The following is an 18,015-nucleotide window of genomic DNA, read 5'->3' on the forward strand; positions in this document are numbered from 1 at the left end:
GGGCCTTCCCGTGCCGGGCGGGAACCCGGGGACCTCAGGGGAGGTGGAGAGGGGTCTCCACCCTGAGGTGGAGGCGGGGTAGGGGGATCTCCTGAGATCGAACAGACCCCTCCTCGTTCGCGCGGACGAGGAGACCAACGGCCTTTGTTTTCTAGCGTATTCCCAGGGCACCCGACCCGGGCGCTCGGCCCACCGCCGGGGATCCACCCCCAAGGGGTGGGGTAAACCCCCGCATCAAGACGGTGACCCGCCCCAGCGCGCCGAAGCTCCCCGGCCGACAGACTTTTTGGCTGTAGGGACATGCGCCACGGCGACAGCAGACCGCTCACCGAGTGACCACTGAGGAGAACCACCGTGACAACGGCTACGACCATTCCGCCCGGGGCCACCGGAGGACGCACAGCCGTCGCCGCTCGCGGACGGCAGATCGTGAAGGCGTACGGGGCGGGGGAGACCCGGGTCGTCGCCCTCGACCAGGTGGACGTGGACATCGCCCGCGGGCAGTTCACGGCGATCATGGGCCCGTCGGGTTCCGGCAAGTCGACCCTGATGCACTGCCTCGCGGGGCTCGACACGGTCACCTCGGGCGAGATCTACCTGGACGACACGGAGATCACCGGTCTCAAGGACAAGAAGCTGACACAGCTCCGCCGCGACCGGATCGGCTTTATCTTCCAGGCGTTCAATCTGCTGCCGACGCTCAACGCGCTGGAGAACATCACCCTCCCCATGGACATCGCGGGCCGCAAGCCCGACGGCGCCTGGCTGAACCGGGTCGTGGAGACCGTCGGTCTCGCCGGGCGGCTCAAGCACCGGCCGACCCAGCTCTCCGGCGGTCAGCAGCAGCGCGTCGCCGTCGCCCGCGCCCTCGCCGCCCGGCCGGAGATCATCTTCGGGGACGAGCCCACGGGCAACCTCGACTCCCGCGCGGGCGCCGAGGTCCTGAGCTTCCTGCGCCGCTCGGTGGACGAGCTGGGGCAGACCATCGTGATCGTCACCCATGACCCCGTCGCCGCCTCCTACTCGGACCGGGTGCTGTACCTCGCCGACGGCCGGATCGTGGACCAGATGTTCCGGCCCACCGCCGAGGCCGTGCTGGACCGGATGAAGGACTTCGACGCCCGGGGGCGTACGTCGTGACCACGTTCAAGACCTCGTTCCGCAACTTCTTCGCCCACAAGGGCCGGATGGCGCTCTCCGCGGTCGCCGTCCTGCTCTCCACGGCGTTCGTCTGCGGGACCCTCGTATTCACCGACACGATGAACACGACCTTCGAGAAGCTCTTCGCGGTCACATCGCCCGACGTCACGGTCTCGCCCAAGGGGATCGAGGACGACGACAGACCCGACACCGGCCGCCCCGAGACGCTCCCCGCTTCCCTCGTGGCGAAGGCCGCCGGCGCCGAGGGCGTGAAGACCGCCATCGGCACGGTCGTCAGCGCGTCCGTGACCATCGTCGACCAGAAGAACAAGAACATCGGCGCCGCCACCGGCGCCCCGACGATCGCGGGCAACTGGTCCGATATGGACCTCAAGACCTTCGACATCAGCTCCGGCAAGGCCCCGCGCGGCCCCACCGAGGTGATGGTGGACGCGGACACCGCCAAGAAGAAGAAGCTCAAGATCGGTGACCAGCTGCGCACGATCACCGTGGACGGCGACTTCACCGCCACCATCTCCGGAATCATGTCCTTCAAGGTCACCAACCCGGGCGCGGCCATGGTCGTCTTCGAGACGAGGACGGCGCAGACCAAGCTGCTCGGCGGAGACGACCGCTTCACCCAGATCGCGGTCACCGGGAAGCCCGGTGTCTCCGACATCCAGCTGGAGAAGAACGTCGCCGCCGCCCTCGGCGGCGCCCCCGGCGCCTACGACATGAAGACGGCGGAGGAGTCCGCCGACGCGGGCCGCGAGCAAGTCGGCTCGTTCCTGAACGTCATGAAGTACGCGATGCTCGGCTTCGCCGGTATCGCCCTGCTCGTCGGCATCTTCCTCATCGTCAACACCTTCTCCATGCTGGTGGCGCAGCGGACCCGCGAGATCGGTCTGATGCGGGCGATCGGCTCCAGCCGCAAGCAGGTCAACCGGTCGGTCCTGATCGAGGCGATCATCCTCGGTGTCGTGGGCTCCGCCCTCGGCGTGGCCGCCGGTGTCGGCCTGGCCGTCGGCCTGATGGAGCTGATGGGCACCATGGGGATGCAGCTCTCCACCGAGGACCTGACGGTCAAGTGGACGACCCCCGTCGTCGGTGTGGCCCTGGGCGTCGTGGTGACGGTCCTGGCCGCGTACATCCCGGCCCGCCGCGCCGGCCGGATCTCCCCGATGGCGGCCCTGCGCGAGGTCGGCGCGCCGGCCGACGCCAAGGCGGGCCGGATCCGGGCCGGGATCGGCCTGCTGCTCACCGCGGGCGGCGCCGTCGGCCTGGTCGCCGCGTCCCGGGCGGACGAGGCGAGTGAGGGCTCCGTACTCCTCGGTGCCGGTGTCCTCCTCTCCCTCCTCGGCTTCATCGTGATCGGCCCGCTGCTGGCGGGTGTGGTCGTACGGATCCTCAGCGTCGTCGTCCTCCGGGCGTTCGGCCCCGTGGGCCGGATGGCCGAGCGGAACGCCCTGCGCAACCCGCGCCGCACCGGCGCCACCGGCGCGGCCCTGATGATCGGGCTCGCCCTGGTGGCCTGCCTCTCCGTGGTCGGCTCCTCCTTGGTCGCCTCGGCGACGCAGGAGCTGGACAAGTCGGTGGGCGCGGACTATGTGATCCAGTCCACCTCGGGCCAGCCGATCGTGCCCAAGGCGCTGGAGGCGATCCGTAAGTCGGAAGGCATCGCGCACGTCACCCAGTACCGCGACGTCCCCGTGAGGATCACCGCCCCCGACGGCGAGAGCGCCAAGGTGACGATCGTCGCCACCGACCCGTCGTACGCCGAGGACCTGCGGAAGAAGACGACCGCCGGCAAGCAGGGGGACGCGTACGCCGCGGACTCCATGTCGGTCGGCGAGGAGTACGCGGACAAGCACGGTGTGAAGCTGGGCTCCGAACTGACCGTGGCGTTCAAGGGCGGGCAGACCGCGAAGCTGAAGGTCCGGGCGATCACCTCGGACGACAGCGCCATGGAGCAGGGCGTGATGATCATCAGTACGGACACCGCGCGGAAGTATCTGCCCGCCGAGAAGATGCCGCAGAACCTGATGCTCTTCGCCTCCGCGAAGGACGGCCAGGAGAAGGAGGCGTACGCGGCGCTGAAGGCCACCCTGGAGCCGTATCCGCAGTACAAGGCCGCCGACCAGGCCGACTTCAAGAAGGACCTGAAGGACCAGGTCGGTCAGCTGCTGAACATCGTCTACGGTCTGCTCGCCCTGGCGATCATCGTCGCCGTGCTCGGTGTGGTGAACACCCTGGCGCTGTCGGTCGTGGAGCGGACCCGCGAGATCGGCCTGATGCGGGCCATCGGCCTCTCCCGCCGCCAGCTCCGCCGGATGATCCGCCTCGAATCCGTGGTGATCGCCCTCTTCGGCGCCCTCCTCGGCCTCGGCCTGGGCATGGGCTGGGGTACGGCGGCCCAGAAGCTGCTGGCCCTCGAAGGACTGGGGGTGCTGGAGATCCCGTGGCCCACGATCATCACGGTATTCGTCGCCTCCGCCTTCGTCGGTCTCTTCGCGGCGCTGGTCCCCGCGTTCCGCGCGGGCCGGATGAACGTCCTGAACGCCATCGCCACCGATTAGGGACGAGAGCCTCACCCCCCTGAGGAAGAACCGGGCCCGGCGCCCGAGCGCACGACGCTCGGACACCGGGCCCGGTGTTGTGCCCCGGATCGCGGTCAGCCGGGGAATCGAACGGTTGGTCCGGGAGGGTCCGGGAGTCGTCGTGGATCCCGGTCTTGCCGGTACCGCCGTGTATCTCGACGGTGTTGCGGTGGGTGCCTCCGCTCATCGCCCGCTCACTTCCGTCATCCCTTCACCGCCGGATTGTCGGCGGTGTCACCGTGGTCCCGCGCCGGTCCGCCGCAGGTCCCGCGCCGGTTCGCCGTCGCGCGAGCGGGGCCCCCGGGGCGGGCGTACGCTGGGGGGAACCCCGGCCCGTCGCACGTGCCGGGTCGTTCGCGTTGCCCGTAGCCGCAGCGCTGCCCGTACTCCTCGTATCGCATCACCGGGATGGAACGTCTTTCATGAGCCTGCACGGTCTGCTGGACGCAGTCGTACGTGATCCCGCGCTCGCCGAGGCCGTCGAGGCCGCCCGGGGCGCCGGACGGATGCATGTGGACCTGGTGGGCCCGCCCGCGGCGCGGCCCTTCGCCGTGGCGGCGCTGGCCCGGGACGCCGGGCGGACCGTGCTCGCGGTCACCGCGACCGGCCGGGAGGCCGAGGACCTGGCGGCGGCCCTGCGGACGCTGCTGCCCGAGGACTCGATCGCCGAGTTCCCGGCCTGGGAGACCCTGCCGCACGAGCGGCTCTCGCCCCGCTCCGACACCGTGGGCCGCCGGCTCGCCGTACTGCGCCGACTGGCCCATCCGTCCGCCGACGACCCGTCCGCCGGGCCGGTCTCGGTGGTCGTCGCGCCCATCAGGTCCGTACTGCAACCGCAGGTCAAGGGGCTCGGCGAGCTGGTGCCCGTGGCCCTGCGGACCGGGCAGCAGGCCGATCTGAACGAGATCGTGGACGCCCTGGCGGCCGCCGCCTACGCCCGGGTCGAGCTGGTCGAGAAGCGGGGCGAGTTCGCCGTACGCGGCGGCATCCTCGATGTCTTCCCGCCCACCGAGGAGCACCCCTTGCGGGTGGAGTTCTGGGGCGACGACGTCGAGGAGATCCGCTACTTCAAGATCGCCGACCAGCGGTCGCTGGAGGTCGCCGAGCACGGCCTGTGGGCGGCGCCCTGCCGTGAGCTGCTGCTCACCCCGGAGGTTCGGGAGCGGGCCGCCGCGCTCGCCGAGGCCCACCCCGAGCTGGGCGAACTCCTCGGCAAGATCGCCGAGGGGATCGCGGTGGAGGGCATGGAGTCCCTCGCGCCGGTCCTCGTCGACGATATGGAGCTGCTGCTCGACGTGCTCCCCGAGGGTGCGATGGCCGTCGTCTGCGACCCGGAACGGGTCCGTACCCGCGCGGCCGATCTCGTCGCCACCTCCCAGGAGTTCCTCCAGGCGTCGTGGGCGGCGACGGCGGGCGGCGGCGAGGCCCCCATCGATGTCGGCGCCGCGTCCCTGCGGGGGATCGCGGACGTCCGCGACCGGGCCCGTGAGCTGGGCGTCATGTGGTGGTCCGTGGCCCCGTTCGCCGCCGACGAGGAGCTGTCCGACGACACCATCAAGCTGGGCATGCACGCCCCCGAGTCGTACCGGGGCGACACCGCCCGCGCCCTCGCCGACACCAAGGGCTGGCTCGCGGACGGCTGGCGTACGGTCTTCGTCACCGAGGCCCACGGCCCCGCCGCCCGTACCGTCGAGGTCCTCGGCGGCGAGGGCGTCGCGGCCCGGCTCGACGCCGACCTCGCCACGATCTCCCCGTCCGTCGTCCATGTCGCGTGCGGCTCGATCGACTACGGCTTCATCGACCCCGGTCTGAAGCTCGCGGTCCTCACCGAGACCGATCTGACCGGGCAGAAGGCGGCGGGCAAGGACGGCCGCCGGATGCCGACGCGCCGCCGCAAGACGATCGACCCGCTGACGCTGGAGACCGGCGACTACATCGTCCACGAGCAGCACGGCGTGGGCCGCTACATCGAGATGGTGCAGCGTACGGTCCAGGGCGCGACCCGCGAGTACCTCGTGGTCGAGTACGCGCCCGCCAAGCGCGGCCAGCCCGGCGACCGGCTCTACATCCCCACCGACCAGCTGGAGCAGATCACCAAGTACGTCGGCGGGGAGGCCCCCACCCTGCACCGGCTCGGCGGCGCCGACTGGACCAAGACGAAGGCGCGCGCCAAGAAGGCCGTCAAGGAGATCGCGGCCGACCTGATCCGGCTCTACTCGGCCCGGATGGCCGCCCCCGGCCATGTCTTCGGCCCCGACACGCCCTGGCAGCGCGAGCTGGAGGACGCCTTCCCGTACGCCGAGACGCCCGACCAGCTCTCCACCATCGCCGAGGTGAAGGAGGATATGGAGAAGTCGGTCCCCATGGACCGCCTGATCTGCGGCGACGTCGGCTACGGCAAGACGGAGATCGCGGTACGGGCGGCGTTCAAGGCGGTCCAGGACGGCAAGCAGGTCGCGGTCCTCGTCCCCACGACCCTGCTGGTGCAGCAGCACTTCGGCACGTTCTCCGAGCGGTACTCGCAGTTCCCCGTCAAGGTGCGGGCCCTGTCCCGGTTCCAGTCCGACACGGACGCCAAGGCGACGCTGGAGGGCCTGCGGGACGGCACGGTCGACGTCGTCATCGGCACCCACCGGCTGTTCTCGTCGGAGACCAAGTTCAAGGACCTCGGCCTGGTCGTCGTCGACGAGGAGCAGCGGTTCGGTGTCGAGCACAAGGAGCAGCTGAAGAAGCTGCGCGCCAACGTCGACGTCCTGACGATGTCCGCGACGCCGATCCCCCGGACGCTGGAGATGGCGGTCACCGGCATCCGCGAGATGTCCACGATCACCACCCCGCCGGAGGAGCGGCACCCGGTCCTCACCTTCGTCGGACCGTACGAGGAGAAGCAGATCGGCGCCGCGATCCGCCGTGAACTCCTCCGCGAGGGCCAGGTCTTCTACATCCACAACCGGGTCGAGTCCATCGACCGGGCCGCGGCCCGGCTCCGCGAGATCGTGCCGGAGGCCCGGATCGCCACCGCGCACGGCCAGATGTCGGAGGGCGCGCTCGAACAGGTCGTGGTCGACTTCTGGGAGAAGAAGTTCGACGTCCTGGTCTCCACGACGATCGTGGAGTCCGGTATCGACATCTCCAACGCCAACACCCTGATCGTGGAGCGCGGCGACAACTTCGGCCTCTCCCAGCTCCACCAGTTGCGCGGCCGGGTCGGCCGGGGCCGGGAGCGGGGGTACGCGTACTTCCTCTACCCGCCGGAGAAGCCGCTGACCGAGACCGCGCACGAGCGTCTCGCGACGATCGCCCAGCACACCGAGATGGGCGCGGGTATGTACGTCGCCATGAAGGACCTGGAGATCCGCGGCGCGGGCAACCTCCTCGGCGGCGAGCAGTCGGGCCATATCGCGGGCGTCGGCTTCGACCTGTACGTCCGGATGGTCGGCGAGGCCGTCGCGGACTACCGGGCCTCCCTGGAGGGCGGCGAGCAGGAGGAGCCCCCGCTCGAAGTCAAGATCGAACTCCCGGTGGACGCGCATGTCCCCCACGACTACGCCCCCGGCGAGCGTCTGCGCCTCCAGGCGTACCGCTCGATCGCGGCGGCCAACTCGGAGGAGGACGTCAAGGCGGTCCGCGAGGAGCTGACCGACCGCTACGGCAAGCTCCCCGAGCCGGTGGAGAACCTCCTCCTGGTCGCGGGCCTGCGGATGCTGGCCCGCGCGTGCGGCGTCGGCGAGATCGTCCTCCAGGGCAACAACATCCGCTTCGCCCCGGTGGAGCTGCGGGAGTCGCAGGAGCTGCGCCTGACGCGGCTCTACCCGCGTACGGTCGTCAAGCCGGCGGCCCACCAGATCCTGGTCCCGCGCCCGACCACGGGCAAGATCGGCGGCAAGCCGGTGGTGGGCCGTGAGCTGCTGGCGTGGACGGGCGAGTTCCTGACGACGATCCTGGGCAGCTAGCGCCTCCGGGCGGCGGGCCTTGGGGCGGTGGGCTTGAGGCGGGCGGGCCCTCCCGTCTCTACGCGCCCGCCTGCCCCAGGGCCCGATCGAGGAGTACCTCCGCCGCCGCCCGGGCGTGCCGCCCGTAGTCCGCTTCGTCCAGCACCATGGCGCGGCTGGCCGCCCCGTCCGCGAGGGTGGCCAGTTGTTCGGCGAGTACGCGGGGCTCGCGGCAGCCCAACTCCGTGAGCAGGGCGGCGATCAGCGTCACCATCCGCAGTTTCTGCTCGCGGGCGTAGGAGTGGACGGCGCTCCGCGGATCGGGGAACTCGGCGGCGGCGTCGATGAAGGGGCACCCGCGTACCGGATCCGCGTTCGCGGTCGGCGGGTCGAACAGCCGCAGGATCCGCTCCCGGGCCGGGACGTCCTCCCGGGTCAGCACGCCTTCCAGCGTGACGCCCGACGATACGAGGCCCTGGAGGTGGGCCATGACCAGGTCGTCCTTGGTCCGGAAGTGGGCGTAGAGCGTCCGTTTGGACACCGGCGCTTCCCCCGCGACCTGTTCCATACCGGTCGCGTTGATTCCCTGGTTCGCGAACAGCCGGGCGGCGGCGGCCAGGATGCGCTCCCGCCCTCCGCGCCCGCGCCGCTGGGATGCCGTCGCCGTCGTCGCACTCATCCCTCAAGTGTACGTATCCGTTTACTTTCGCCGAGGCGCCCTGCTAGGTTCTCCTCGCAGGTAAACGATCCCGTTTACTTGTGACTCTCGCAGAGGAGCCTTCGATGAGCAGGCCATTCCCCGCCGGGTCGAGCGGCTGGGCGGAGAGGCTGATACGCGGCCGTCACGCCACGCGCGCGTTCCGCCCCGATCCCGTACCGGACGACACGATGCGTGCGATCTTCGCGCTGGCCGGCGCCGCGCCGTCCAACTCCAACGCCCAGCCGTGGCGGGTGGAGGTGGTGAGCGGCGCGACGCGCGCCCGCCTGGCGGACGCCCTGCGGGCGGCCCGTGCCGAGAAGCGCGTCTCGGTGGACGTCCCGTACTCCGAAGGCATGTACACACCGGAACATCAGGCCCGGCGGGCCGAGTTCGGCGCCGAGCTGTACGGAGCCCTCGGCATCGGCCCCGCCGACCACACGGCCCGCGCGGCCTACGACGCCGAGAGCCTCGGCTTCTACGGCGCGCCCCACGCCGCGTTCCTCTTCGTCACCGGCGACGGCGGGCCCCGGCTGGCGGCGGACGTGGGCGCCTATCTGCAGACCCTGCTCCTGGCGATGACCGCGTACGGCGTGGCCAGTTGCCCGCAGGGCCTGCTGAGCTTCTACGCCGGCACCGTCCGCGCCGAACTCGGCGTCACGGAGGGGAAGCTGCTGGTGGGCGTCTCCTTCGGCTACGCCGACGACACCGCGCCGGTGAACCGGGTCATGACGAAGCGCGCCGCCCTCGCGTCGACCACGGCGTTCCACGCATAGGGGCGGGGGTCACGTCACGATGTGACGCAGATAGGCATTCGGGTCGCTCATATAGCGGCGCCAGTGGTCGACCAGCGCCAGGTCCTCCCACCGGGTCCGGTGGAATCCATGCTCGCCGACTTCGACGATGTCCGCGCCCGGGGTGCTGGCCAGGATCGGCGAGTGCGTGGCGCAGACGACCTGTGCGCCGGTTTCGCCGAGTTGGTGCATCAGGCTCACGAGCTGGAGGCACGAGGTGAACGAGAGCGCCGCCTCCGGCTCGTCCATGACGTAGAAACCGGGTTTGTCGAACATGGCGCGGAAGACGGTGAGGAAGCCCTCGCCGTGGCTCATGGCGCTGGTGTCCTCGTCCCAGTACCCCGGCACACCGCCCAGGTTCTCGGTCATGTCGAACGCGGTCTCGGCCCGCAGGAAGAAGCCCTTCTTGTTCTTCCGGGGCCCGGCGAGCATCCGCGCCCCGGCCCGGGTGGTGCCCGCGCGCAGCACCTCGCCCAGGGCCGTCTTCGTCGCGTCCGGCCGACCGTACAACCGGGCCAGCCGCCCGCCGTACGCGTCCAGCTTGAAGCTCTCCGCGACGGCCTCGACCAGCGTCGACTTCCCGGACCCGTTGTCCCCGACGAGGAACGTCACCGGCCGTTCGAAGACCAGCCCCTCGTCGAGCAACTGCGCCACGGCGGGCACGGTGAACGGCCACCGCCCCCGCTCATCCCGATCCGGCACGAGCCCGGCCGGTACGGAGACCCGGTCGACGAACACACTGCTCCTCATGTCCTGGGGGACCGACTCCTGCTTGACTTGGGCTTCCTGGCCCTTCCGCGCCAGGTCATTACATCAACGATGACGGGGGGCCGTGTGACTCGGTCGGATTTACGGGCGCTCTTCAGGTCCAATGACCGCGAGGTGAACGCGGTCGACTACTTCGCCGACCGGCGCGACGAATGGCGGACGGTCGCGGTCAGTCTGGCGAACCACACCGAACGGGTGCGCGGCCCCGGCTTCGACGTGGAGGATCTGGAGACCGCCCGGCGCAACGTACTCGTCTTCTACGGAGTCGGCGGCATCGGCAAGTCCACCTTGTCGCGGGGGATCGCCGAGCACCTGGTGGACGGTGAGGGACACCGGAGCGACTGGCCCGCCCTCGATCCGGAAGTGGGCCGGGTGGTGCCGGTCCGGGTCGATCTGTCCCGGGACTCGGGTGGGGACTTCGAGTCCTTGATGCTGGCCGTCCGGCTCGGCGCGGCAGAGCTGGGGCAGCCCATGCCGACATTCGATCTCGCCTTCCAGCGCTACTGGGAACGCAATCACCCCGGCGAGCCGATCGACGAGTATCTGCGACGGCGCACCTGGTTCAGCCGCTTCCCCGGCTCCGAGTCCCTGTCGGGGCAGATGCAGTCCGCACTCGCCGACGTCGCCCAGGCCGTGGCGCTCCCCGGCACCGTCGGCGCGGTGGTCGGAAGCGGATTCCAGGTGCTGGTGCAGGCGCTGCGGGAGCGCCGGCACCAGGTCCGGGGCCTGGCGGAGTGCCGTCGGCTGGCCGATCTGCTGGAGGCCGATCCCGATCCTGAGGCGCTGAGTTACTACGCCCATCTGCTCGCCTGGGACCTCAGCAGGGTCCCGGCCAAGCGGCGGGGGACGCTCGTCGTCTTACTGGACACCTTCGAGGACGTCGGGAACCGTACCCACCGCGATCTGGAACGTCTGATCCAGCGGGTGGTGTGGCTGATGCCCAACGTCCTGTTCGTGATCACCGGCCGGAACCGCCTCCAGTGGGACGACACGAAGCTCGAAGGGCAGCTGGACTGGGCAGGCCCCCGGTTCTGGCCCCTGCTCACCGGCGGTGCCCAGGGGGAACCGCGTCAGCACACCGTCGGCTATCTCTCGGCCGAGGACTGCGAGACCTATCTGTGCGAGCGGCTCACTGTCGCGGGCCGGCCACTGATGGACGGGCGCACCCGGCATCTGGTGACCGCGAACTCGCACGGGCTGCCGCTGTATCTGGACCTCGCGGTGATGCGCTTCCTCGACCTGTACCGGCACCACGGCCGCGCGCCGGAGCCGGACGAGTTCAATCTCGACTTTCCGGCCCTGGTGACGCGGACTTTCCGCGACCTGACTCCGGACGTACGGCGGGTACTGCGCGCGGTGAGCCTGCTGGACGCCTTCTCCCTCGGGCTCGCCACCGCCGCCGCCGGGCTCGACCACGACGCGCCTGCTCTGGAGCTGGTGGAACGGCCCTTCGTGGACACCGACTCCGGGGCACCCTGGCCCCACCGGGTGCACGAGCTGGTCCGGGACGCCGTTCGGGAGGCCGACTCCACGAGTGAGGACCGCTGGAGCGACGCCGACTGGCGCCGGGCGGCGCAACGGGTCTTCGACGCGCTGGAGCACGAGGCGGTCGGCGACCGCAGGCGCCTGGTGGCAGCGCTCCGCCAGGGCATGCGCCTCGCCCGGGACTACGACCTCGACCTCGGGTGGCTCGCGGACGCCGCGTTCCGCTATGTCGAGGACTTCGTCTGGGAGCCCCTGGAGATTCCGGTATCCGCGACCAGTGGGGAGAGCGGGCGCGGTGTGGAGGGCCCCACCGAGGCCCTGGCGGCGGCGCTCTCCGCGATCGCCCTGCGCCAGCGGCAGCACCGGGGCCGTACGGCCGAGCAGCTGCGGGCCGTCCTGGACTCCGGGCAGCTTCCGGACGCCCTCCGGGAGCTTCCGCTGTACTTCCTCGCCGAGTGCGAGCGCGACCTGGGGCGGTTCGAGCTCTCCCTCGCCGGTATGCGGCAGGTGGTCGACCTGGGCGGACGCCTCGCCCCGACAGCCGCCCGTGGTCTGGCCCACCTCGCCCGCCGCGTGGGGCGCTTCCCGCAGGTACGCACGGCGGCGGAGAGCCTGGGCACGGAAGGCCGCCGCGACCGGGTCCTGGGAGACCTGTGGTGGAGCCAGGGGAACGCGGCACTGGCCTGCTCGTCCTACGCGACGAGCCGTGACGAGGCCCTGGAGACGGGCCAGCCGGGCGAAGCGGCGCTCTCCCAGGCATGCCTCGCCTTCGCCGCCGCCTTCCAGGACAGGCCACGCGCCGCCGAGCAGATCGCCCGCGCCGAGGAGATGCTGGGCCATGTCTCGATCCGCTGGGCCGAGGTACACACCCGGATCGCCGCCCTCGTCCGGGACGCGGGCGTCGCGGCGGATCTGCCGGAACGGGCCGAGGACGTGGCCCGCCAGGCACAGGAGTCGGGGCTGACGTCCTCGGTGGCGTATGTACGGTTCGCCGAGTGCGTGCACGCGGCGGTACTCGGATCAGCCCAGTCGCGGGAAGAGGCCCGAGGCAGACTGAGCGCCTGCGTCCGGGGCGAGGAGTTCGCCTACCTGCTGGAACTCGCCCACCTCATGGAGGGCGAGGCCCCTCCCGGTGACCTGCCACTCGCACAGTGGCTGGACGGGCAGGCACAGGTACAGGCACGCTGGACGGCTCTTGTCGATGATCGGCGCCGGGAAGTCGCCGCAATCAGAGGGGAATGAACGGGTGGCGAACTACACCACGATCGACCGCATTGATCTGCCCGCGGTCGCCCGGAGCTACGGGCTGGCCGATATCCGGCTGGAACCGTTGTCCGGAGGCGCCGCGAACTCCAGCTTCCACCTGGTGAGCGCCTCGGGCGAGTTCGTGCTGACCATTCTCGACAACCACGATGCGCCGAGCGCCGGGTGCCTTGCGGCGCATACCCAGTCCGCGTTCCAGCAGGGCATGCCCACGAGTGAGATCGTCGCAGCGGTGGACGGATCACTGATCACCGAGCTCGAAGGGCGCCCGGTGATCCTCAAGAAGTGGATCGAAGGCACGGTCGTGCAGCCACTGCCTTTGGCGCTGCTGCCCGAGGCGGGACGTCTTCTCGGCCGGTTGCACACGTTCTCCCCGCAGGCTCCGGGCTTCTCGGACATCCCGGTCGGAGGCCGACGCCTCTCGGACGAACACCGGGCGGCCATTCCCGATTTCGCGGACAGGGCTTTCGCCGCCTGGCTGACCGAACGGCTCGATCGGGTGGACCGGCTGGAGGCGAGCAGGGCGCGCTCCGTCGCGGTGGTCCACGGGGATCTCTTCGACGACAACATCATCGTCCGCCCGGACGGCCGGCTCTCCGTTCTCGACTGGGAGACCGTCTCGCTCGACGACCCGCTCCTCGACCTCGGGATGGCGGCCATCGGACTGGCCAAGGTGGACGGCGTGCTGGTTCCCGAGCGCTTCAACGCGCTCGTCACCGGCTATCGGGAGATGGTCCCGATGTCGGACACCACCACCGCCGCGCTCGCCACGGAGATCGAGCACGCGGCGCTGATCATCGCGTTCCACCGGTACCACCGGCACAACATCCGCTTCCCCGATCCGGACAAGAGCACGCTGCACATCGAGATGATGGGATTCGTGGACTCCGTGGAGGAAGCCGCGTACGCCTTGAGCTGACACGGTCACCGGTCGCGTCGCGCACCACGATGAAGCCCCGCCGCTTCGGGGGACTGAGCGGCGGGGCTGTGTGCGCTCGCGGGTGCGGTCAGGCGCCGCGAAAGCCGCCGGCCTTGACGCCCTGGACGAAGGCGCTGAAGGCGGGGGCGGGGAGGGCAAGGACCGGTCCGGCGGGGTTCTTGGAGTCGCGGACGGGGACGATGCCGTGGGGTATGGCGAGGTTGGCGGCGATCTCGACGCAGGTGCCGCCGTTGTCGCTGTAGGAGGACGTGAAGAACTGCGGTTCGGTCACGGGGAGTCCTTTCGTCAGGCGGTGCCCAGGTCTCCGGTCTTGATGCCCGTGACGAGCCCGGCGAAAGCGTTGGCGGTGACGGTGAGGACCGGGCCGCCGGGGCGCTTGCTGTCGCGGACGGGGACGATGCCGTGGGGTATGGCGAGGTTGGTGGCGATCTCGACGCAGGTGCCGCCGTTGTTGCTGTAGGAGGACTTGAACCAGCGGGGGGATTCGGTCGTGGTGGTCACGGGGAGCCCTTTCGTGCCAGATTGATCAGGTCGACGGAGGCCGTCAGGGGGAGCGCGTGCTTCTGGAGTTGATGGTAGGCCGTGAACAGGGGCGACACAGAAGCGGTCTCACGGTCCAAGTGCCCCTGAGTCTGGGACTCGACATAGGCCATGACGGAGCGGTCCGTGAGTGTCAAAAGGTTCACGGGCCGATCGAATGTCCTGTGCTCCCCTATGGCGTACGGGGCAATCAGGACCATGGAGTTCGGGAGCATCGCGAGTTCTGTGAGCCGGTCGAGCTGGTCGTTCATTACCTCTAGGCTGCCGACAGGGCGCCGAATGCAGCTCTCGTCCATGACGACGATGAGTACGGGTGGACTTGGCCGTTCAAGCGCCGCTTGCCGCTCGGCCAGGAGCGAGAGTCGTTCATCTGCTTGTTCATGGGTAATGGCACCCCGATGTACGGCACTGTCCGCCAGCGCTCGGGCGTAGTCCGGTGTCTGGAGGAGTCCTGGAATGATCCCGACTTCGAAGACTCGAACCTCAACGGCACGACCTTCGTAGGACAGATACTCCGGGAATCCCTCCAGCAAGACGCCATGGCGGATCTCCCCCCACGCGCGTTCGAACGTATCGCCCGTTCCTTCGATACCTAAGGCCACATCCGCACTGATCGCGAATCGACGGGTTGGGGGCTTACGACCAGTTTCGACCCCGGAAATGTGCCTCCCCGTGTAGCCCATCCGTTCGGCGAGTTCGTCCTGTGTCCAGCCGCGCGCCTCACGCGAGCTGCGCAAACGTGCTCCAAACGCTGCTTCCGGCGATGCTTCGGGGTTCAACTCCTTGCGGTTTACCAAGGTTTCCTCCGGTCCCGCCACGTTGAGGGGTGTCCAACTCTAGGCAACTCTGAAGCTCCTTGTAGTGGAAACGCTACGGAGAGGAGCGGTCATGCCTGCTGCTGTTCACGGGACCTCCCCCCAGTCCCAGCTCGATGCCTTGCTCGTCGTGGGCGGTTATTGGGGGCTTGCGCCGGATTGGGTGCCGCGTACCGGGTATGCGCGGGACCGGAACACCCTGGTCTCCGCCCTCGCGGCCCTGCGGCGGGCGCTTCAGAACGAGGCGATCCGGCTGCGGCGGGGAGGGCGGGCCCATGTCCACTGACGAGACGAACCCCTGGGTGCCGGAGATCGGCGGGACGGCACGGGACGCGGTCCGGAACAAGGTCGGGCGCGTGATGGACCGTACGTACGGGCGCTACTGGCTGCGCCCCATCGGCGGCGGCATCGAGTGGGACGTACCCACCGCCGACCTGCGGCCCGTCACCACCGCCGAACTCCTCGCCGACGCCGTCGCCGAGGTCAACCAGCGCAGCAGCGGAGGAACCCTCGCATGAGCCACGAAACCTGCGCCCGCTGCCGTGAACTCATCGAGCAGGAGCGGGAGGCCGACGCCGCCGGGGACTACTCCCGCGCCGTCGACTGCCGCATCCTGCGTCGACGGCACGAGGAAATCGAACACTGAATGACCCGCGACGCTCTCACCACCGAAGCGCCGGAACCCTTCGACGCCGTCTGTGTCCATTGCACGACACAGACCTTGGCACCTGTCGAAGTCGGCGTCATAGAGCGTATCGACGGGCCGGCCGTCGTCCTGTACGCCTGCCCCCGCTGCGTCGTCCGGTGCGCGGCGGGGCCCACGCCCGACGAGGACATCAGCCCCTGAGGGCGTCGAGGGGCAGGTCCCGGTGGAAGACGGCCATCGGCCGGCCGGGGCCGTCGTAGTCGTCGACGATCTCGGTGTGGAAGCCGAGGCCGCGGTGGAAGGCGATCGAGCCGGTGTTCTCCACCGACGTGATCGCCTTCAGGCGCTCGGCGCCCTGGCCCGCCGCCGCTTCGGCGAACGCCCCGTACAGGCGACGTCCCAGGCCGGTGCCGCGGGCGTCGTCGCGGGTGGCGATCAGATGGACGTACCCGGTGCCGTCCGGGGTGACGAAACCGAAGACGTAGCCGTGGATGCCGTCCTCGGCCCGGGCGGTCAAACAGGTGGCGCCGAACTCCTGGACCATGGCCAGAAGGTGCAGCGACCGGAGGTCGCGGTCGCCCCAGTAGCGGGGGTGATCCGCCACGACCTGGTGGAAGTCGGACACCTCGGCGGGTTCGATACGTATCCCCATGGCCGCCATCATGCCCCGCAGGCCGGCCCGTCCGCCCCGCGCATCCGGAGGGCGTACGTCGCCGTCACCGCCACCGCGCGGTCCTCGTCGGCCGCGAGGGTCGTGAGGGCGCGGGTGGACTCCGGGCCCGGGATGTCCGTGAGGGCCTGGGTGAGGCGTCCGCGTACACCGGGGTCGAGGGTCAGACGGGCGGTCAGGGCGGTCGCGATCCGGTCCGCCGAAACCGCGTCGCCCGCCAGGCCCGCGAGGGCGTCGGCCGCGTCCGTGTCGTTCATGCCGGTGACGATCATGTCGATGAGCGCCGGGACCGCGTCGGCGTCCCCGCGTTCCCCGAGTGCCAGCGCCGCATAGCCCCGTACCGCGTCATCGGTGTGGGCGAGGGCGGCCCGCAGGGCGGCGGTCGCCTCGGCGCCCGGGAGCTCCGCGAGGCTGCGGACGGCACGGGTGCGGACCTCGCGGTCGGGGGAGGCGAGGCCGTCCGCCAGCAGGGCCGTACCGTCGCCGCCCGATTGGGCCAGGGCCCAGCGGATGGCCCCGGCGACATTCGGGTCCGACTCGGCGAGGGCCGCCTCGGCCAGGGCTTCCACGGGCGCGGGCTCCCCGTCGGCGGAGGCCAGGGCGGCGCGCTGGCGAGTTCCGGGGCTCTCCGAACGCAGGTCCTGGAGGAGGGTGACGATCTGGAACACGTCCTCCCAGTCGGCGGGCCCTGCGGCGTCGATCCGGCGGAGCCGGGTGAGCAGCTCCGTCTCGCGCGCCAGGCGCTCCCGTGTCTCGCGGAGGAGATCGTCCACCAGCTCCGGCGGCCGGAAGCCGGGGTCGTCCAGCGCGCGGCCGACATCGCGCAGCGACAGCCCGAGGGACCGCAGGCACTCGACGTGGAAGAGCCGCCGGACGTCCTCGGGGGCGTACTCCCGGTAGTTGATACCGGTACGGCCCGAGGGCCGGACCAGACCGAGGCGGTCGTAGTACCGGAGCATCCGGGCGCTCACCCCCGACCGCCGTGCCACGTCGCCGATCAGCATGCCCGTCACCCCTCCTGGCCGCCGCCGCCCGTGCCGAGGGCCACGACGCGCTTCGCCTCCTCCACCGCGAACTCGAAACCGGCGTCCGGGTCGCGCGACAGCCGGTCCGTGGCGATCGCGTGCTCCCGTACGCCGGGGTCGGCGTCGGTCATCGCGGTACGCAGGGCCGGTACGGCGGCCTCGCCGAGCGCGATCACGGACCGGCTGAGACTGAGCCGGGTCTCCCGTCCACCACGTCCGAACTGGGTCGCCAGCACCTCGGCCAGCTCTCGCCCCCCATCTTCGGGCACGAGGACGACCGCCGCCCGCCAGGCGCACTTGGCGACCTCGTCGTCGGCGTCGGTGAGCAGCGCGCGGGTGATCGCGGGCCAGGCCCGGCGGTCCCCGACCTTGGACAGGGTGTGCAGGGCCTGGCTCCGGGCCTGTGCGCGCTCCGAGCCGAGTTCGGCGACGAGCCCCGGCACGGTCAGGGACGCCGGGTGGCGGGTGAGGGCCCAGGTCAGCATCTCGCGTACGGAGAAATTGGGCTCGACCGCGCAGCGCGCGAGGAGAGGCGCGACGAAATGGGGCTCCGGGGTCGTCCCGATGGTGAGCGCGGCCCGCAGCCGGACCGAGGCGTGGCTGTTCTCCAGCCCCAGGACGAGGGCCGGTGGCGGGGTGGTGTCCTGTGTCGGCATAGGGCCAGGGAAGCGGTTGTCACCGTGCCAAGGTCAAGGCCGAGCGG

General features: G+C 70.5%; 18 protein-coding genes. 10 read left to right on the forward strand and 8 right to left on the reverse strand.

Going from position 1 to position 18,015, the window contains the following annotated elements; translation table 11 throughout:
- Window positions 1–354: 354 nt before the first annotated feature.
- The 3 genes from ACFXG1_RS11890 to mfd all read left to right on the forward strand — a co-directional run bounded on the left by ACFXG1_RS11890 (window position 355) and on the right by mfd (window position 7,690).
- Window positions 355–1,140 (forward strand): ABC transporter ATP-binding protein, encoded by a 786-nt coding sequence (locus ACFXG1_RS11890; protein WP_384742232.1) that lies wholly within the window; start codon window positions 355–357, stop codon window positions 1,138–1,140.
- Window positions 1,137–3,716 (forward strand): ABC transporter permease, encoded by a 2,580-nt coding sequence (locus tag ACFXG1_RS11895; protein WP_384742234.1) that lies wholly within the window; start codon window positions 1,137–1,139, stop codon window positions 3,714–3,716. Before ACFXG1_RS11890 ends, ACFXG1_RS11895 begins: the two co-directional genes overlap by 4 nt.
- Window positions 3,717–4,159: 443 nt before the next feature.
- Window positions 4,160–7,690: a transcription-repair coupling factor gene (gene mfd / locus ACFXG1_RS11900; RefSeq protein ID WP_384742236.1), complete on the forward strand. Its 3,531-nt coding sequence runs from the start codon at window positions 4,160–4,162 to the stop codon at window positions 7,688–7,690.
- A 58-nt stretch (window positions 7,691–7,748) separates the two neighbouring features.
- On the opposite strand, the gene ACFXG1_RS11905 is transcribed toward mfd, so the two are convergent.
- Window positions 7,749–8,348 carry a TetR/AcrR family transcriptional regulator gene (locus ACFXG1_RS11905; RefSeq protein WP_384708938.1) on the reverse strand — a complete coding sequence of 200 codons (600 nt, stop codon included), beginning with the start codon at window positions 8,346–8,348 and terminating at the stop codon, window positions 7,749–7,751.
- Window positions 8,349–8,452: 104 nt separating this feature from the next.
- Here ACFXG1_RS11905 and ACFXG1_RS11910 point away from each other — a divergent pair, with 104 nt between their 5' ends.
- On the forward strand, window positions 8,453–9,142 hold the full coding sequence (locus ACFXG1_RS11910) for a nitroreductase (protein ID WP_384708935.1): 690 nt from the start codon (window positions 8,453–8,455) through the stop codon (window positions 9,140–9,142).
- Window positions 9,143–9,151: 9 nt separating this feature from the next.
- Here the strand turns inward: ACFXG1_RS11910 and ACFXG1_RS11915 are convergent, their stop codons facing one another.
- Window positions 9,152–9,898 (reverse strand): ATP-binding cassette domain-containing protein, encoded by a 747-nt coding sequence (locus ACFXG1_RS11915; RefSeq protein WP_384708950.1) that lies wholly within the window; start codon window positions 9,896–9,898, stop codon window positions 9,152–9,154.
- Window positions 9,899–10,042: 144 nt separating this feature from the next.
- On the opposite strand from ACFXG1_RS11915, the gene ACFXG1_RS11920 reads away from it, so the two are divergent.
- Window positions 10,043–12,655, forward strand: a complete 2,613-nt coding sequence (locus tag ACFXG1_RS11920; RefSeq protein ID WP_384708932.1) for an ATP/GTP-binding protein — start codon at window positions 10,043–10,045, stop codon at window positions 12,653–12,655.
- A complete protein-coding gene (locus tag ACFXG1_RS11925) occupies window positions 12,615–13,595 on the forward strand; it encodes a phosphotransferase (protein WP_384742239.1) in 981 nt (326 codons plus the stop codon). The genes ACFXG1_RS11920 and ACFXG1_RS11925 overlap by 41 nt, the downstream gene beginning before the upstream one ends.
- Window positions 13,596–13,683: 88 nt before the next feature.
- Here the strand turns inward: ACFXG1_RS11925 and ACFXG1_RS11930 are convergent, their stop codons facing one another.
- Genes ACFXG1_RS11930 through ACFXG1_RS11940 form a run of 3 tightly spaced genes read right to left on the reverse strand, consistent with a single transcriptional unit; the run spans window position 13,684 to window position 14,953 of the window.
- Window positions 13,684–13,887, reverse strand: a complete 204-nt coding sequence (locus tag ACFXG1_RS11930) for a DUF397 domain-containing protein (RefSeq protein ID WP_384742241.1) — start codon at window positions 13,885–13,887, stop codon at window positions 13,684–13,686.
- 14 nt (window positions 13,888–13,901) lie between these two features.
- Window positions 13,902–14,117 carry a DUF397 domain-containing protein gene (locus ACFXG1_RS11935; RefSeq protein ID WP_384742243.1) on the reverse strand — a complete coding sequence of 72 codons (216 nt, stop codon included), beginning with the start codon at window positions 14,115–14,117 and terminating at the stop codon, window positions 13,902–13,904.
- The gene (locus tag ACFXG1_RS11940; protein ID WP_384708947.1) at window positions 14,114–14,953 is read right to left on the reverse strand and encodes a helix-turn-helix domain-containing protein; all 840 of its coding nucleotides are present in this window, start codon (window positions 14,951–14,953) and stop codon (window positions 14,114–14,116) included. The genes ACFXG1_RS11935 and ACFXG1_RS11940 overlap by 4 nt, the downstream gene beginning before the upstream one ends.
- A gap of 91 nt (window positions 14,954–15,044) precedes the next feature.
- Here ACFXG1_RS11940 and ACFXG1_RS11945 point away from each other — a divergent pair, with 91 nt between their 5' ends.
- Genes ACFXG1_RS11945 through ACFXG1_RS11960 form a run of 4 tightly spaced genes read left to right on the forward strand, consistent with a single transcriptional unit; the run spans window position 15,045 to window position 15,818 of the window.
- The gene (locus ACFXG1_RS11945; RefSeq protein ID WP_384742245.1) at window positions 15,045–15,257 is read left to right on the forward strand and encodes a hypothetical protein; all 213 of its coding nucleotides are present in this window, start codon (window positions 15,045–15,047) and stop codon (window positions 15,255–15,257) included.
- On the forward strand, window positions 15,247–15,489 hold the full coding sequence (locus tag ACFXG1_RS11950; protein WP_384708920.1) for a hypothetical protein: 243 nt from the start codon (window positions 15,247–15,249) through the stop codon (window positions 15,487–15,489). Before ACFXG1_RS11945 ends, ACFXG1_RS11950 begins: the two co-directional genes overlap by 11 nt.
- Complete coding sequence (locus tag ACFXG1_RS11955) at window positions 15,486–15,617, forward strand: hypothetical protein (RefSeq protein WP_384708917.1); 132 nt, start codon at window positions 15,486–15,488, stop codon at window positions 15,615–15,617. The genes ACFXG1_RS11950 and ACFXG1_RS11955 overlap by 4 nt, the downstream gene beginning before the upstream one ends.
- A complete protein-coding gene (locus ACFXG1_RS11960) occupies window positions 15,618–15,818 on the forward strand; it encodes a hypothetical protein (RefSeq protein ID WP_384708914.1) in 201 nt (66 codons plus the stop codon).
- On the opposite strand, the gene ACFXG1_RS11965 is transcribed toward ACFXG1_RS11960, so the two are convergent.
- Genes ACFXG1_RS11965 through ACFXG1_RS11975 form a run of 3 tightly spaced genes read right to left on the reverse strand, consistent with a single transcriptional unit; the run spans window position 15,808 to window position 17,968 of the window.
- Window positions 15,808–16,281, reverse strand: coding sequence for a GNAT family N-acetyltransferase (locus ACFXG1_RS11965; protein ID WP_384708911.1), 474 nt, complete (start codon window positions 16,279–16,281; stop codon window positions 15,808–15,810). The two genes, ACFXG1_RS11960 and ACFXG1_RS11965, sit on opposite strands and share 11 nt — an antisense overlap.
- Window positions 16,278–17,291 carry a HEAT repeat domain-containing protein gene (locus tag ACFXG1_RS11970; protein WP_384708908.1) on the reverse strand — a complete coding sequence of 338 codons (1,014 nt, stop codon included), beginning with the start codon at window positions 17,289–17,291 and terminating at the stop codon, window positions 16,278–16,280. Before ACFXG1_RS11970 ends, ACFXG1_RS11965 begins: the two co-directional genes overlap by 4 nt.
- 5 nt (window positions 17,292–17,296) lie before the next feature.
- A complete protein-coding gene (locus ACFXG1_RS11975; RefSeq protein WP_384708905.1) occupies window positions 17,297–17,968 on the reverse strand; it encodes a HEAT repeat domain-containing protein in 672 nt (223 codons plus the stop codon).
- Between the last annotated feature and the right edge of the window lie 47 nt (window positions 17,969–18,015).

Source organism: Streptomyces sp. NPDC059248 (genome assembly GCF_042753905.1).
Lineage (GTDB): Bacteria > Actinomycetota > Actinomycetes > Streptomycetales > Streptomycetaceae > Streptomyces.

What these genes read in the sequence shown, in the direction of transcription:
- mfd (WP_384742236.1), top strand. Translation starts at nt 4,160, where the DNA reads ATGAGCCTGCACGGTCTGCTGGACGCAGTCGTACGTGATCCCGCGCTC.
- ACFXG1_RS11905 (WP_384708938.1), bottom strand. Translation starts at nt 8,348, where the DNA reads ATGAGTGCGACGACGGCGACGGCATCCCAGCGGCGCGGGCGCGGAGGG.
- ACFXG1_RS11910 (WP_384708935.1), top strand. Translation starts at nt 8,453, where the DNA reads ATGAGCAGGCCATTCCCCGCCGGGTCGAGCGGCTGGGCGGAGAGGCTG.
- ACFXG1_RS11925 (WP_384742239.1), top strand. Translation starts at nt 12,615, where the DNA reads ATGATCGGCGCCGGGAAGTCGCCGCAATCAGAGGGGAATGAACGGGTG.
- ACFXG1_RS11945 (WP_384742245.1), top strand. Translation starts at nt 15,045, where the DNA reads ATGCCTGCTGCTGTTCACGGGACCTCCCCCCAGTCCCAGCTCGATGCC.
- ACFXG1_RS11950 (WP_384708920.1), top strand. Translation starts at nt 15,247, where the DNA reads ATGTCCACTGACGAGACGAACCCCTGGGTGCCGGAGATCGGCGGGACG.
- ACFXG1_RS11955 (WP_384708917.1), top strand. Translation starts at nt 15,486, where the DNA reads ATGAGCCACGAAACCTGCGCCCGCTGCCGTGAACTCATCGAGCAGGAG.
- ACFXG1_RS11960 (WP_384708914.1), top strand. Translation starts at nt 15,618, where the DNA reads ATGACCCGCGACGCTCTCACCACCGAAGCGCCGGAACCCTTCGACGCC.
- ACFXG1_RS11965 (WP_384708911.1), bottom strand. Translation starts at nt 16,281, where the DNA reads ATGATGGCGGCCATGGGGATACGTATCGAACCCGCCGAGGTGTCCGAC.
- ACFXG1_RS11970 (WP_384708908.1), bottom strand. Translation starts at nt 17,291, where the DNA reads ATGCTGATCGGCGACGTGGCACGGCGGTCGGGGGTGAGCGCCCGGATG.
- ACFXG1_RS11975 (WP_384708905.1), bottom strand. Translation starts at nt 17,968, where the DNA reads ATGCCGACACAGGACACCACCCCGCCACCGGCCCTCGTCCTGGGGCTG.